This window comes from Actinacidiphila paucisporea (assembly GCF_900142575.1).
In the GTDB taxonomy this organism is placed as follows: domain Bacteria; phylum Actinomycetota; class Actinomycetes; order Streptomycetales; family Streptomycetaceae; genus Actinacidiphila; species Actinacidiphila paucisporea.
The window spans coordinates 107,018-121,084 of record NZ_FRBI01000012.1; the positions used below are offsets into that span (position 1 = coordinate 107,018).

The 14,067-nt window shown below is 72.0% G+C and carries 15 protein-coding genes; all 15 read right to left on the bottom strand.

The genetic code is table 11. The features are described 5' to 3' along the window. Window positions 1-66: 66 nt before the first annotated feature. Window positions 67-1,905: a transketolase gene (locus BUE44_RS19310; RefSeq protein ID WP_073500300.1), complete on the bottom strand. Its 1,839-nt coding sequence runs from the start codon at window positions 1,903-1,905 to the stop codon at window positions 67-69. A 172-nt stretch (window positions 1,906-2,077) separates the two neighbouring features. Beyond that, complete coding sequence (locus tag BUE44_RS19315; RefSeq protein WP_073500125.1) at window positions 2,078-2,920, bottom strand: amino acid ABC transporter permease; 843 nt, start codon at window positions 2,918-2,920, stop codon at window positions 2,078-2,080. After that, window positions 2,917-3,561 (bottom strand): amino acid ABC transporter permease, encoded by a 645-nt coding sequence (locus BUE44_RS19320; protein ID WP_073500127.1) that lies wholly within the window; start codon window positions 3,559-3,561, stop codon window positions 2,917-2,919. Before BUE44_RS19320 ends, BUE44_RS19315 begins: the two co-directional genes overlap by 4 nt. Window positions 3,562-3,580: 19 nt before the next feature. Beyond that, window positions 3,581-4,504, bottom strand: coding sequence for a glutamate ABC transporter substrate-binding protein (locus BUE44_RS19325; RefSeq protein WP_073500129.1), 924 nt, complete (start codon window positions 4,502-4,504; stop codon window positions 3,581-3,583). A 10-nt stretch (window positions 4,505-4,514) separates the two neighbouring features. Further along, on the bottom strand, window positions 4,515-5,258 hold the full coding sequence (locus BUE44_RS19330; protein ID WP_073500131.1) for an amino acid ABC transporter ATP-binding protein: 744 nt from the start codon (window positions 5,256-5,258) through the stop codon (window positions 4,515-4,517). A 10-nt stretch (window positions 5,259-5,268) separates the two neighbouring features. Then, entirely contained in the window at window positions 5,269-5,520 is a 252-nt protein-coding gene (locus BUE44_RS19335; protein ID WP_073500133.1) for a TfoX/Sxy family DNA transformation protein, read from the bottom strand. A gap of 306 nt (window positions 5,521-5,826) precedes the next feature. Beyond that, window positions 5,827-6,273 carry a DUF6278 family protein gene (locus BUE44_RS19340; protein WP_073500135.1) on the bottom strand — a complete coding sequence of 149 codons (447 nt, stop codon included), beginning with the start codon at window positions 6,271-6,273 and terminating at the stop codon, window positions 5,827-5,829. Between the two features lie 54 nt (window positions 6,274-6,327). Further along, window positions 6,328-7,107, bottom strand: coding sequence for an exodeoxyribonuclease III (locus tag BUE44_RS19345; RefSeq protein WP_073500137.1), 780 nt, complete (start codon window positions 7,105-7,107; stop codon window positions 6,328-6,330). 51 nt (window positions 7,108-7,158) lie between these two features. After that, window positions 7,159-7,791, bottom strand: coding sequence for an MBL fold metallo-hydrolase (locus BUE44_RS19350; RefSeq protein ID WP_073500139.1), 633 nt, complete (start codon window positions 7,789-7,791; stop codon window positions 7,159-7,161). Window positions 7,792-7,913: 122 nt separating this feature from the next. Continuing rightward, window positions 7,914-9,155, bottom strand: coding sequence for a bifunctional 3-oxoadipate enol-lactonase/4-carboxymuconolactone decarboxylase PcaDC (gene pcaDC, locus BUE44_RS19355; RefSeq protein WP_107415780.1), 1,242 nt, complete (start codon window positions 9,153-9,155; stop codon window positions 7,914-7,916). Between the two features lie 133 nt (window positions 9,156-9,288). After that, a complete protein-coding gene (locus BUE44_RS19360; protein WP_235002268.1) occupies window positions 9,289-9,978 on the bottom strand; it encodes a hypothetical protein in 690 nt (229 codons plus the stop codon). Then, a complete protein-coding gene (locus tag BUE44_RS19365; protein ID WP_073500141.1) occupies window positions 9,975-11,123 on the bottom strand; it encodes an ROK family glucokinase in 1,149 nt (382 codons plus the stop codon). Before BUE44_RS19365 ends, BUE44_RS19360 begins: the two co-directional genes overlap by 4 nt. Continuing rightward, the gene (locus BUE44_RS19370) at window positions 11,120-12,010 is read right to left on the bottom strand and encodes an ATP-binding cassette domain-containing protein (protein ID WP_079189878.1); all 891 of its coding nucleotides are present in this window, start codon (window positions 12,008-12,010) and stop codon (window positions 11,120-11,122) included. The genes BUE44_RS19365 and BUE44_RS19370 overlap by 4 nt, the downstream gene beginning before the upstream one ends. Then, entirely contained in the window at window positions 12,007-13,044 is a 1,038-nt protein-coding gene (locus BUE44_RS19375) for an ABC transporter permease (protein WP_073500144.1), read from the bottom strand. The genes BUE44_RS19370 and BUE44_RS19375 overlap by 4 nt, the downstream gene beginning before the upstream one ends. After that, window positions 13,041-14,048 (bottom strand): sugar ABC transporter substrate-binding protein, encoded by a 1,008-nt coding sequence (locus tag BUE44_RS19380; protein ID WP_200804464.1) that lies wholly within the window; start codon window positions 14,046-14,048, stop codon window positions 13,041-13,043. The genes BUE44_RS19375 and BUE44_RS19380 overlap by 4 nt, the downstream gene beginning before the upstream one ends. Between the last annotated feature and the right edge of the window lie 19 nt (window positions 14,049-14,067).

Sequence of the window (14,067 nt, forward strand, 5' to 3'; positions counted from 1 at the left end):
GGCGTCACTTCTCGTTCGAGCGGGGCGTACGAAGGGGCGTGCGCAGGGCTGGCCTCCGCGGGGCGGTCAGGTGGCGACGAGCTTGCGGGCGGCGGCCGCGATCGCGGACGCGTCGATGCCCGCCGCGTCCAGTTGCTCGGCGGGCGTCGCGGAGCCCGGCATGGTGTGGACGGCGAGCCGGGTGTGCAGCGGGGTGGGGTGGCCGTTGCCGAAGGACCCCATGACCGCGTCGGCGAGGCCGCCCTCGGGGTGGTGGTCCTCGGCGATCACGAAGCGGCCGGTGTCCGCGGCAGCGGTCCGCAGCGTCTGCGTGTCGACCGGCTTGACCGAGTAGAGGTCGATCACCCGGGCCCTGATGCCGTCGGCGACCAGCTGGTCGGCGGCGGCCAGCGCCTCGTGGACGGTGACGCCGGCGCCGATCAGGGTGACCTGGTCGTCGGGGTGCGAGCGCAGCACCTTGCTGCCGCCGACCGGGAAGGCGTCGCCGGGCCCGTAGATGACCGGGCTGTCACCGCGGGTGGCCCGCAGGTAGGTGATGCCGGGCTGGTCCGCCATCGCGGTGACCAGCTGGACGGTCTGGTTGGCGTCGCAGGGGTAGAGCACGGTGGTGGCGTGGATGGCCCGCATCATCGCCAGGTCCTCCAGCGCCATCTGGGACGGCCCGTCCTCGCCGATCGAGACGCCCGCGTGGGTGCCGACCACGTTGATCGCCGAGCGGCTGATCGCGGCCATCCGCAGGAAGTCGTGGGCCCGGGTCAGGAAGGCCGCGAAGGTGGACGCGTAGGCGGTCCAGCCGCGCACCCCGACCCCGACGGCGGTGGCGATCATCTGCTGCTCGGCGATGTAGCACTCGATGTAGCGCTCGGGGTGGTCGGCGGAGAAGAGCTGGGCCTTGGTGGAGTCGCCGACCTCGCCGTCCAGGACCACGACGTCGTCGTGCAGCGAGCCGAGCGCGGCGAGCGTCTCGCCGAAGGCGGTACGGGTGGCCACCGGGTCTCCGCCGGTTTCGTAGCGCGGCAGCGCGGTGTGCGGGTCGCCGCCACCGCGGGCGGGCGGCTCGACGTCGGGCGGTGACTGGACGTGCACCCGCAGGTCGCGCACCCCGCCGAGTTCGCGGATGGCGGCGTCCGGGTCGGACAGCGGCTTGCCGTGCTTGCCCTCGCGGTCCTCGACCTCGCTGGCGCCACGGCCCTTGCGCGTACGGGCGATGATCGCGGTGGGGGCGCCGCGGGTGGTGGCGGCGGTGGTCATGGCCTCGTCGATGGCCGCGATGTCGTGGCCGTCGATCTCCACGGTGTGCCAGCCGAAGGCACGGATCCTGCGCGCGTAGGCGTCCAGGTCCCAACCGTGCCGGGTGGGGCCGCGCTGGCCGAGCCGGTTGACGTCGATGATCACCGTGAGGTGGTCGAGGCCCTCGATGCCGGCGTGCTCGAAGGCCTCCCACACCGAGCCCTCGGCCATCTCGCTGTCCCCGCAGATCACCCAGGTGCGGTACGGCAGGTGGTCCAGCCGGCTGCCGGCGAGGGCGACACCGACGCCGACGGGCAGGCCCTGGCCGAGCGACCCGGTGGCCACGTCGACCCACGGCAGCCGGGGCGTGGGGTGGCCCTCCATGCGGCTGCCCAACTTGCGGAAGGTGAGCAGCTCCTCGTCGCTGATGGCGCCGGCCGCCTTGTAGGCGGAGTAGAGCAGCGGGGAGGCGTGGCCCTTGGAGAGGATCAGGTGGTCGTTGCCGGGGTGGTCGGGCCGGTCGAAGTCGTAGTGCAGGTGCCGGGCGAGCAGCACGGCCATCAGGTCGGCGGCGGACATCGACGAGGTGGGATGCCCGGAGCCGGCCGCCGCGGCCGCCCGCACGGAGTCCACCCGCAGTTGCTGGCCCAGCTCGACGATGTCGGTGTCGCTCATGGCCGAGGCGTGGGTGATCGTGTCTTTCATGGCGCCGTCTCTTTCCTCGCGGGGTCGGATCCGTCCCACCGGAGCGGGTGCCCGACCCCGCGCGGGACAAACCGGGATCACGCCCCACCGGTCGCACACCGCCGGCTTACCCCCGGTAAGCCGGCATCGGGACAGGCGGGACTCAGATCTCCTCGGGCAGCGCCGTCGTCACCGTGACGCCCTTGGCCTTGGGACTGCGCCGCTCGTGCCTGGCGATCCGGTTGGCGGACCAGGACAGCAGCACGCACATGCCGATGTAGACGGGGGCGATCACCATCACCACCGGGATGAAGGGCAGGTCGTAGTCCAGGTTGGTGGCGATCAGCTTCCCCGAGTAGAGGAACTCCTGGTAAGTGATGAGGTAGCCCAGCGAGGTGTCCTTCAGCGCCACCACCAGCTGGCTGATGATCGCCGGCAGCATCGCCCTGGCCGCCTGCGGCACCAGCACGTACGGCATCACCTGGGTCTTGCGCATCCCGAGCGCGTAGGCGGCCTCCCGCTGGCCGCGCGGCACCGCGTTCACCCCGGCGCGGAAGACCTCGGCGAGCACCGAGCCGTTGTAGAGGGTCAGACCGATGATCAGCGCGAGCATCGGGTCGAGCTTGAGCGCGATGAAGATGAAGAAGATCATCACCAGCAGCGGCATCGCCCGGAAGAACTCCACCACCAGCGTGCTCGTCCAGCGCACCACCCGGTGGTCCGAGAGCCGCCCGGCGGCGAAGACCACCCCGAAGACCAGCGAGGCGAGCGCGGCCCAGCCGAAGGCCTTGAGGGTGTTGGCGAGGCCGGTCAGCAGCAGCCGCTGGATGCCCTGGTAGGTGAAGGGGCGCCATTTCACGGCCGAGAACTGCCCGGTGTCCACCAGCTTGTAGACGACGAAGCCGACCAGCGCGACGAGCACCGCGGTGGTGATCCAGGCGTACAGCCGGTGCCTGGCCAGCGCCTTGGGGCCGGGGATGTCGTAGAGGGCGCTGCCCGCGGTCACCGGGCCACCCCCAGCTTCCTCTCCAGCAGGCCGAAGACGCCGGCCAGGGTGAGCGTGACGATGAGGTAGCCGACCGCGATCCACACGAAGGTCCACACGATCCCGTAGCCGCGTTCGTTGAGCGGCTTGTAGGTGCCGAGCAGTTCGGTGACCGAGAAGGAGCCGGCGATCGCGGAGTTCTTGGCCAGCGCGATCAGGGTGGAGCCGATCGGCGGGATCACCGAGCGGGCCGCCTGCGGCAGCACCACCAGCGACAGCGTCTGGGTGAAGGTCATCCCGAGGCTGCGGGCCGCCTCCCCCTGGCCGAGCGGCACGGTGTTGATGCCGGCCCGCACCGCCTCGCAGATGAAGGCCGAGGTGTACGCGCCGAGGGCCAGCACCGCGAAGACCATGAAGGGCAGCACGACGCCGAACCGCGGCAGGCCGAGCAGCACCGCGAAGAACAGCAGGGTCAGCGGGGTGTTGCGGAGCACCGTCACCCACGCGGTGCCGAACACCCGCAGCGCCTTCACCGGTGAGACCCGGAAGCCGGCGATCAGCACCCCGACGGCCAGTGCGAGGGCGCCGGCCAGCAGGGTGAGCTGGACGGTGCCCCACAGGCCCTTTCCGTAGAGCGAGAAGTTGTCGGTCAGCACGTTCACGCGTCGCTCCCTCGTCCCCTCAGTAGCGGTCGACCGGCGGCGGGGTGGGCGCGGGCACCCCTGACAGGCCGAGGGTGGCGTCGTAGGCCCGCTTCCAGTCGCCGTTGCGCTCGTGCGCGACGATGGCGTCGTCCAGCGCGAGCCGCAGCGCGGTGTCCCCCTTGGACAGGCCGATGCCGTAGGGCTCCTTGGAGAACGGCCTGCCGACCACCTTCATCTCCTTGGGGGCCTTGGCGGCGTAGCCCAGCAGGATCGAGTCGTCGGTGGTGACCGCGTCGACCTGGTAGGTGAGCAGGTTGTCCACGCACACCGAGTAGGTGTCGTAGGTGACCGGTGTCGCGTCGGGGTAGTCGGCCTCGATGCGCTGGATGGAACTGGAACCCGCGGCCGAGCAGACCTTCTTGCCCTTCAGGTCGCGCGGCCCGTTGATGTCGTGCTCGTCGGTGCGCACCAGCAGGCCCTGGCCGGCCAGGTAGTACGGCCCGGCGAAGCCCACCTGGCGTTTGCGCAGCGCGTTGATGGTGTAGGTGCCGACGTAGAAGTCGACCTGCCCGTTGCCCAGCGCCGTCTCCCGGTTGGCCGAGGCGATGGCCTTGAAGGTGATGCGGTCGGCCGGGAAGCCGAGCGAGGCGGCCGCCATCCTGGCGATCTCGATGTCGAAACCGGAGTACGCCCCCGTGGCGGGGTCGCGCTCGCCGAGGTAGGGCTGGTCGTCCTTGACGCCGACGACGAGCCGGCCGCGGCGGTGGGCGCGGGTCCAGGTGGGCGAGGCGGGCAGCGAGAAGGCGGTGTCGACGTGGTAGGCGGGCAGGTCGCCGGCCCGCGGCCCCTTGGCCGGCGGGCTGCCCTGCCGGCCGCAGCCGCCGGTCAGCGCCAGCACGAGGGCGGCCAGCACCGGCAGGAGGGCGGCGGCGAGCCGGGGACCGCGCTGCGTCGAGGTCACGGGCGGCCGTTCAGTGGTGGAGGATCTTGGACAGGAAGTCGCGGGCCCGGTCGGTCCGCGGGTCGGTGAAGAAGTCCTCCGGCACCCGGTCCTCGATGATCTCCCCGTCGGCCATGAAGACCACCCGGTCCGCGGCGGACCGGGCGAAGCCCATCTCGTGGGTGACCACGACCATCGTCATGCCCTCCTCGGCGAGCTGCTGCATCACTTCGAGCACCTCGTTGATCATCTCGGGGTCGAGGGCGGAGGTCGGCTCGTCGAAGAGCATCGCCTTGGGGTCCATGGCCAGCGCGCGGGCGATCGCGACCCGCTGCTGCTGGCCGCCGGACAGCTGGGCGGGCAGCTTGTCCGCCTGCGCCGTCAGACCGACCCGGTCGAGCAGTTCGCGGGCCTTGCGCTCGGCCTCGGCCTTCCCGTGGCGGCGGACCTTGAGCGGCGCCAGCATCACGTTGTCCAGCACGGTGCGGTGGGCGAAGAGGTTGAAGGACTGGAAGACCATGCCGACGTCCGCCCGCAGCTTCGCCAGGGCCCGGCCCTCGGCGGGCAGCGGCTGCCCGTCCACGGTGATGGTGCCGGACTCCACCGGCTCCAGCCGGTTGATCGCCCTGCACAGGGTGGACTTCCCCGAGCCCGACGGGCCGATGACCACCACGACCTCGCCGCGGCCGACGGTCAGCTCGATGTCCTTGAGCACGTGGAGCCGCCCGAAGTGCTTGTTCACACCGCGCAGGACGATCAGCGGCTCCTCCGGCATGCGGCGGCGGTCAGCCGAGCACGCGGTGGACGAGCGTGTCGCGTTCGGTCTGCGGGATCGCCGTCCACCGCATGCCGCGCAGGGCGCCTTCCAGCGCCAGCAGGGTGTGGGTGCAGGCGTCGTCCGGCAGGTCGGGGCGGATCTTCTCGAAGGCCCTGCCCGATCCCAGCCGGCGCAGTTCGCCGGCGTCGTCGACGCCCGCGCGGCGCAGGCGGTCGGCGAGCACCGCCCCGATGTTCGGCAGCTGCTGTAGGGAGTCCACGTGGTGCCTCCGGTGCCAGGCTGATGGGAGAGTCATGGGGAACGTCTGCCGCCATCATGCACATATGCCGCACCCCAGCCGGCGACCAGGGCGTTGACACGCCCTGGTCGTACCCCAGCGTGGGGTGCGCACCACCGGTTCGGGTGACCCGCCCGGCGGGGCGCGGCCCTCTTCCCTCCGGGGTGCCCGGACCCGTGTGCTCCGGGATCTTCCGCCGGCGGGGGGGTTGCCCGCGCAGTTCCCCGCGCCCCCTCTTCCTCCGCGGACGGCCTCGTTCCTCGGCCGGCCACTACGACAGCTCGGGCGTCAGTCCTCTGATGTCTCGGCCAGGGCCTGGGACAGTTCCGGGCTGCCGTTCTCGGCCCAGGTGTGGCCCAGTTCGACGGTGTCGATCTCGCGGCCGGTCGCGAGGCGCACTATCGGGCGGCCGTTGGGCCACACGTCCCAGCGTGCGCCGGGGACCGTGCGGACGATGACCGTGCCCAGGTAGAGGCCCGCGCCGTTGCCGAGCCGGTCGAGTGCCTGCTCCTCCTCGTCGCGCCAGTTGGGCACGAGCTGGTCCAGCGCGCTCAACGAGGCGGCGGTGTCGTCCAGTTCCACCCCGTCGTCAGCCGCCCTGGCCCGCAGCAGCGGGCATTCGCCCAGCAGCTCGGCCAGCATCGCGGGGTCCGGCGGGTCCGGGCTGCCGAAGACGGCGAAGCCGCTGGGCATGGCACGCCGCTTGCGCCACCGGCTGATGAGGGGGATGTCCATGCCCTCAGCCTGGCAGCGCATCCACCGCACCGATACCAGGCGCGCGGCCGGATGTCAGACGTCGAGGTCGACGACGACCGGGGCGTGGTCGGAGGCGCCCTTGCCCTTGCGCTCCTCGCGGTCGACATACGCGTCGGACACGGCCTTGGCGAACGGCCCGTTGCCGTACACCAGGTCGATGCGCATGCCGCGGTTCTTGGGGAAGCCGAGCTGGCGGTAGTCCCAGTAGGTGAACGGGTGGTCGTACTTCAGCGGGCGCGGGACCACATCGGTCAGGCCGGTGCCGCGCAGCGCGGCCAAGGCGTCCCGCTCCGGGGCGGTGACATGGGTGCTGCCCTCGAAGACCGAGATGTCCCAGACGTCCTGGTCGGTCGGCGCCACGTTGTAGTCGCCGAGGATCGCGAAGGGCAGCTCGGCCGCCGCGTCGTCGGCCACGGCGGCGCGCAGCGCCTCCAGCCACTGGAGCTTGTACGCGTAGTGCCCGTGGCCGACCTCGCGCCCGTTCGGCACGTAGACCGACCACAGGCGGACCGGGCCGCAGGTCGCGGACACCGCCCGCGGCTCCTGCACCCCGTCGTAGGCGGGCCCGCCGGGCAGGCCCTTGACGATGTCGGTCAGGCCCACCCGGGAGATCAGCGCCACCCCGTTCCACCGCCCGTCGGCATTGACGGCCGCCTCGTACCCCAGCTCGCGCAGCTCGTCGTACGGGAACTGCTCGTCCGTGCACTTGGTCTCCTGGACGCACAGGACGTCCGTGCCGCTGCTCTCCAGCCAGCCGAGCAGCCGGGGCAGCCGGGCGGTGATCGAGTTGATGTTCCAGGTCGCGATGCGCATACGGACCAACCTAGCGGCTGGGTCCGACAACGAGCCGCACGCCCTGACCGGTCAGGTCGCGGTGCCGTCGCCCGGCGCGAGCCGCAGGTGGTCGGCGCCGGTCAGGTTGGCCAGCTGCGTGTCGTACACCGGCCGGGCCAGGTCGGTCAGCAGCGCGTCGTGGATGTCGACGGCCCGCCGCGGCTTGACCTCGCGGACGTAGTCGATGACCTCGGAGAGCTTGTTCCAGGGCGCCATGACCGGCAGCAGCAGGGTGTCCACCGGGTAGCCGGGCACGGTCAGGGCGTCCCCGGGGTGGAAGACGGCCCCGTCGACCAGGTAGCCGACGTTGGTGATCCGCGGCAGGTCGGGGTGGATGACGGCGTGCAGCTCGCCGTGCACCTGCACGTCGAAGCCGGCGGCGGTGAAGGTGTCGCCGTGTCCCACCGTGTGCACCCGGCCGGGGAAGGCCGCCGAGAGCTGCTCGGCGACGCTCGCCAGGGTCCACACCTCGGCCGCCGGGTTGGCTTCGAGAGCGGACCGCAGCCGGCCGGGGTCGAAGTGGTCGGCGTGCTCGTGGGTGACCAGGATGACGTCGGCGCCGTCCGCCGCGTCCTGCTCGCTGAAGGCACCCGGGTCGATGACGAGCGTCAGCCCGTCCTTCTCCATCCGGACGCAGGAGTGCCGTTTCTTGGTCAGCTTCACTGGATTCCACCCTCGCGGTGCGCGTCGGTCGGACTCGGTGTCCAGGGGCCCGTCCCGCGCCCCTGGGGTGTGCGTGGCTTCATGGGGCGCCGCGCGGGACGGCGGTGCCCTATTCCATCCTGCTACGGATGCCCGTTGGTCTCCTCCTCGACCACGGTGCGTGCCGCGGCCAGCGCGGCCCGTGCGGCCGGCAGCCCGCAGTAGACCGCGGTGTGCAGCAGCACCTCCTCGATCTCGGCCGGACTCAGGCCGATCCGCAGCGCGCCCCTGACGTGGTCGGCCAGCTCGGCGAGCTGGCCGGTCGCGGTCAGCGCGGTGAGCGTGACGCAGGCGCGGGTGCGCCGGTCCAGGCCGGGCCGCGCCCATATCTCGCCCCACGAGTAGCGGGTGGCGAAGGCGTCGAAGCCGCTGCCGAAGCCGTCGCCCGTGGTCAGCGGCCGGTCGGTGCCGGCGCTGTCGCCGATGACCTCGCTGCGGATGCGGGAGCCCTCGGCGAGCCGGTCGGGCGTCGCGGACGCCGGGATACGGGCCGGCGGGACGGGCGGGACCGGCGGCGGGGGCAGCGGCATCGCGGCGGGGCCGTGGTCCTGCCAGGCGGTGCCGAAGTGGGTGGCGAGCAGCTCGCCGACCGCGACCGGCTCCTCGACGGGCGCGAGGTGGCCCGTGGCGGGGACCACCGCGAGCCGCGAGTCGGGGATGCCGGCGACCAGCAGCCGGGCGTCGGCCGGCGGTGTCTCGGTGTCGTCGGCGCCGGCCACCACGAGGGTGGGCACGCCTATGCTGCCGAGCGAGTCGCGGATGTCGAAGGCCGCGAGCGCCTCGCAGGCGGCCACGTAGCAGGCCGGGTCGGTGCTGGCGACCATCTGCACGGCCCACTCGGTGATCGCCGGCTGGGTGGCCAGGAAGGCGTCGGTGAACCAGCGCTTGGGGCCGGACTGCGCGGTCCGGTCCAGGCCGTTGGCGCGGACCACGACACCGCGCTGCCGCCAGGTGTCGGCGGAGCCGAAGCGGGCGGCGGCCGACACCAGGGCGAGCGCGGCGACCCGGTCGGGCCGCAGCAGCGCCAGCCGGGCGCCGATGGCCGCGCCGAGCGCGCAGCCGGCGTAGCCGAAGGTGTCGATGCCCTCGTCGTCCAGGACGGCGAGCAGCCGCCGTGCCAGGTCGTCGACGGAGGACGCGGGCTCGGCGGGGGCGCCGCCGTGTCCTGGCAGCTCGTAGCGCAGCACCCGCCAGTTCGTGGCGAGCATCGGCAGCTGCCGGTCCCACATGTGCCAGGTCGCGCCGAGGGCGGGGCCCAGCACGAGCACGGGCGCGCCGTCCGGTCCGTCGAAGCGGTACTGCAGCGGAGGCGCTCCCGCGTACATGTCGTCCATGTCGTCGTAGTCGGCCATGCGGTCGTCCCGGGGGCCGGCCGCGTAGTCGGCTGCGGCGCCGAAGGGCGCGTCGGTCGTCAGCTCGCTCATCGCTTCACGCTACCGACTCCTGAGGCCACCCGGGTCACCCGCCCCCGAAGCCGTGCTGGAAGTTGACAGTGGAGACCACATAGACCACGGGCGTGTCGGCGTGCGTGAGGTCGACGGTGATGTCGTGGTCGGGCTTGTCCCCGGCCTGGTGGGAGGACATCCCGGCCCACTGGTGGTGGGGGATGTCGAAGTTCCAGCCGACCTGTGCCGACTGCTTCGGGCTGATCGCGACCTTGCCGTCGTGCAGCGCGGCCCTGCTGGTGCCGAGTTGGGCGAGGAAGGTGTCCAGGCCGCCCGCGCTGGTGGTGAACTGGCAGTAGAACTCGCTGGTGTCCCAGGAGTTGGTCTCCAGGTAGCCGTCGTGGACGGTGCCGTCGGGGATCGGCACCTGGTAGATGCGGCGCTGCAGCTCGCTGGGCACGACCCAGGTCAGATGCCGCGCGGCGGCCTGCTTCTGGACGTCCTGGCCGCTGTCGCGGCTCTGCGCGGCGGAGATGATCACATAGCCGAGCGGGACGAGCACCAGCAGCGGCACGATCGCCCAGCGCACCCAGCGGGGCAGGTCGCGCGGCACCGGCAGTGCGGGGTCGCCGTCGCCGCCCCGCCCGCCGCCGGGGCCGGAGTCCCCGGGCCCCTCGCCGTCGAGGCCGCCCGGCGCCGGCTCGGCGGCGGTGTCCTCGCCGGCATAGTGCGATACGGCCTCCCGCTCGGGGGTCGTCGTCACGAGTCGGCCTCCTGGCGGCCGTAGATCCTGCCGTAGCGCTCGTAGCGCTCGACCCGGCGGCGGTTGGCGCGGCGGAAGCGGCGGGCGACCAGCCTGGCCAGGTCGGCGGCGCCGACCATGCCGGCCTCCGGGCCCAGTTCCGCCTTGGCGATCCTGGCCTCGGGGCGGTAGCCGCGGCCGGTCAGCGTGCGCCGGAAGGCGTCCCTCGCAGGGGCGATCAGCAGGTCGTCCGCCGCGCTGACGCCGCCGCCGATGACGAAGCACGACGGGTCGAGGGCGGCGGCCAGGTTGGCGATGCCGACGCCGAGCCACTGGCCGATGTCCTGGAAGAGCTCCACGCACATCGGGTCGCCGGCCCTGGCCAGTTCGGTGATCAGCGGCCCGGTGATGTCGCCGATGTGGCCGCCGACCCGGTCGATGATGCCGTACGCGACCGGCGATTCGGCGGCGGCCAGCTCGCGGGCCTCCCTGACCAGGGCGTTGCCGGAGCTGTACTGCTCCCAGCAGCCGCGGTTGCCGCAGGCGCAGCGGTGACCGCCGGGCACCACCTGCATGTGGCCGAACTCTCCGGCGACCCCGTAGCGGCCCCGCTTGACCTGGCCGTCCTCCAGGATGGCGCCGCCGATGCCGGTGCCCAGCGTGATCATCACCAGGTCGTCCTCGCCGCGGCCGGCGCCGAAGCGCCATTCGGCCCAGGCGGCGGTGTTGGCGTCGTTGTCGACCATGACCGGGACCAGCAGCCGCTCCGCGAGCCGTTCGCGCAGCGGTTCGTCGCGCCAGGACAGGTGCGGGGCGAAGAGGATGCGGGAGCGGTCGGCGTCCACCCAGCCGGCCGCGCCGATGCCGACCGCGTGCACGTCGTGCCGCTCCGACAGGTCGAGCACCAGCTCGACGATGGTGTCCTCGACGACCTTGGGGCTCTTGGACTTGTCGGGCGTCTCGGTGCGCAGCGTTTCGAGGATGGCCCCGTCGGCGTCCACCACCCCGGCCATGACCTTGGTGCCGCCGATGTCGATGCCGACGGTCGGCACCCGGGGCGCCGTCAGATGGCTGCGTCTCTCCCGGCGCTCGGCGCCGCTGACGTTGCGCCACACCGTCGCTCTGGCGGCGCTGCCGCGGTACACACGTTCACGATTGGCACTCAAGCGCGGGTCTCCGGGTCGGTGGCGGCCGGCGGGTCCTGGGCCGGGAGGTCCGCGGCCGGGGTATCTCCGGCCGCCGGCGCCCCGGCCGCCGGTGCGCGGCTCAGTTCGTGCGTCAGCTCGTCCAGCTCGCTGCCCCCGGCCATCTCCCGGGTCAGCTCGTCAAGCGTAATGTCCTCCTTGAAGTGGCTGCCTGACATGGTGCCCCGCTTGAGCAGGACGAAGCGGTCGCCGACCAGGAAGGCGTGGTGCGGGTTGTGGGTGATCAGCACCACGCCGAGTCCGGCGTCGCGGGCCGCTGCCACGTATTTCAGCACCATTCCCGACTGCTTGACGCCGAGCGCGGCGGTGGGCTCGTCCAGGACCAGCACCCTGGCGCCGAAGTGGACGGCCCTGGCGATGGCCACGCACTGCCGCTCTCCGCCGGACAGGGTGCCGATCGGCTGGTCGACGTCGCGCAGGTCGATGCCCATGCGCAGCAGCGCGGCACGGGTGGTGCCGCGCATGGTGGCGACGTCGAGGCGACGCAGCGGGCCGCGCCCCTTGGTGGGCTCGGACCCGAGGAAGAAATTCCGCCATACGGGCATCAGCGGGACCACGGCCAGGTCCTGGTAGACGGTGGCGATGCCGCGGTCGAGGGCGTCGCGCGGTGACGCGTGCCTGACCTGCTCGCCGGCGACCGCGTAGCTCCCGGAGTCGTGGGGGTGCAGCCCGGAGATGATCTTGATGAGGGTGGATTTCCCCGCGCCGTTGTCGCCCAGGACACAGGTGATCTCTCCGGCGTGCACTTCCAGTGAGACGTCCCGCAGGGCGCGGACGTTCCCGTAGGACTTGGAGACGTCGGTCAGCGCCACCAGCGGGGCGGCTGCCGTGTCGGTCGTGGTCGTCATGCGGTGGCCTCCGCCCGCTTGCGTACCCAGGCGTTGAGCAGGGTGGCGAGCAGCAGCATCGCCCCGAGGAAGAACTTGAACCAGTCCGGATTCCACTGGGCGTAGACGATGCCCTTGCTGGTCATGCCGAAGATGAACGCGCCGACCGCGGACCCGACGGCGCTGCCGTAGCCGCCGGTCATCAGGCAGCCGCCGATCACGGCAGCGATGATGTAGAGGAACTCGTTGCCGACGCCCTCCCCCGACTGGACCACGTCGAAGGAGAACAGCAGGTGCTGGCCGGAGATCCAGGCGCAGAAGGCCACCGCCATGTAGAGCCCGACCTTGGTGCGGGCCACCGGGACGCCGACCGCGCGGGCCGCGCCGGCGTTGCCGCCGGCCGCGAAGATCCAGTTGCCCGCCCGGGTGCGCAGCAGCACCCAGGTGGCGACGGCGACCAGGCCGAGCCACCACGCGATCGTCACCTGGAGGTCGACCGAGCCGACGGTCCAGTGCGAGGCGAAGAGGTCGTGGGCGGCGGGGAAGCCCTCCATGTCGCCGATCGACTTGGTCGCCACCGTGCCGCTGATCAGCTTGGTCAGGCCCAGGTTCAGGCCGGTGAGCATCAGGAAGGTGCCCAGCGTGATGATGAAGCTGGGCAGCTTGGTGCGCACCAGCATGATCCCGTTGAAGGCGCCGAGCGCCAGCGTCACCAGCAGCGAGACGCCGACGCCGACCCAGACGTTCGCGGTCATCTGGAAGCTGAACATCGAGGAGACCAGCGCGGAGCTGGTCACCATCACGCCGGCCGACAGGTCGAACTCGCCGCCGATCATCAGCAGCGCCACCGGCACCGCCATGATCCCGATGGTGGACGAGGCGTACAGGACGGTGCCGAAGCTGGACCACTGCAGGAAGGGGTCGGCGGCGAAGGCGAAGAAGACGAAGACCGCCACGGCCCCGACGACCGCCCCCAGCTCCGGCCGCCCGAGCAGCCGCCGCGCCGTGGACCGCGGCGCCAGCCGCTCGTCCGCCACGGCCGCGAGGTCGCTCATCGGGTACCCCGCTTGGCGTACGACAGCAGCGCGTCGGCGTCGTCCTTGGTGACGATCTGCGGGCCGGTGAGCACGGCCTGGCCGCCGCCGAGGGTGTCCTTGTTGTAGCGGTCGAGCCACAGCAGGTCCACCGCCTCGTAGCCCTGGAGGTAGGGCTGCTGGTCGACGGCGAAGCCGATGGTGCCGTTCTTCAGCGACGTCGCGACCTGCGGGTTGAGGTCGAACGTGTCGATCTCGGCGCTGGAGCCCGACTGCTGCTTGGCCTTGGCCGCGGTGTCGGCGAAGGGCGCGCCGAGGGTGACCACGGAGTCGATCGACTTGTCGGACTGGAGCTTGGCCTGGATCGCGGACAGCACGTCGGGCATGTTGGTGCCGTTGACGTAGAGGTTGTCCATCCGGCCGTGGAATTTCTCCTTCGCGCCGGCGCAGCGCTGTTCGAGGCCGACGTTGCCCTGCTCGTGCAGGACGCACAGGGCGTGGTGCCTGCCGCGGGTGTTCAGCTCGTCACCAACCGCGTTGCCGGCGACGGTCTCGTCCTGGCCGATGTGGGTGAGCGCGCCGAACTCCTTGGACTGGGCGGCGCCGGAGTTGATGGTGATCACCGGTATGCCGGCGGCGACGGCCTTGGCGACGACCGCCTTCATCGCGTCGGGCTTGGCGAGGGTGACGACCAGGCCGTCGACATGGCTGTCGATGGCGGCCTGGACGAGCTGCGCCTGCTGGTCGCCCTGGTCGCTGCTGGAGTAGACGAACTTGATGTTGTCCTTCGCCGCGGCCTGCTCGGCACCGTTCTGGACGATGTCCCAGAAGGTGTCGCCGGCTCCCGAGTGGGTGACCATGGCGAAGGTCCAGTGCGGTGTGTTCACGGCCGAGCCGTTCGCCGCGAGCTTCTTGGCCCGGTCCTCCGCGCGCTTGCCGCCGGTGCTGCTGCACCCGGCGAGGCCGGCCGCGCCGAGCACCACCGCCAGGAGTGCGCCCAGCGCCTTCGTTCCCGCCCTTGCCATCGCCACCGGGCCCTGCCTT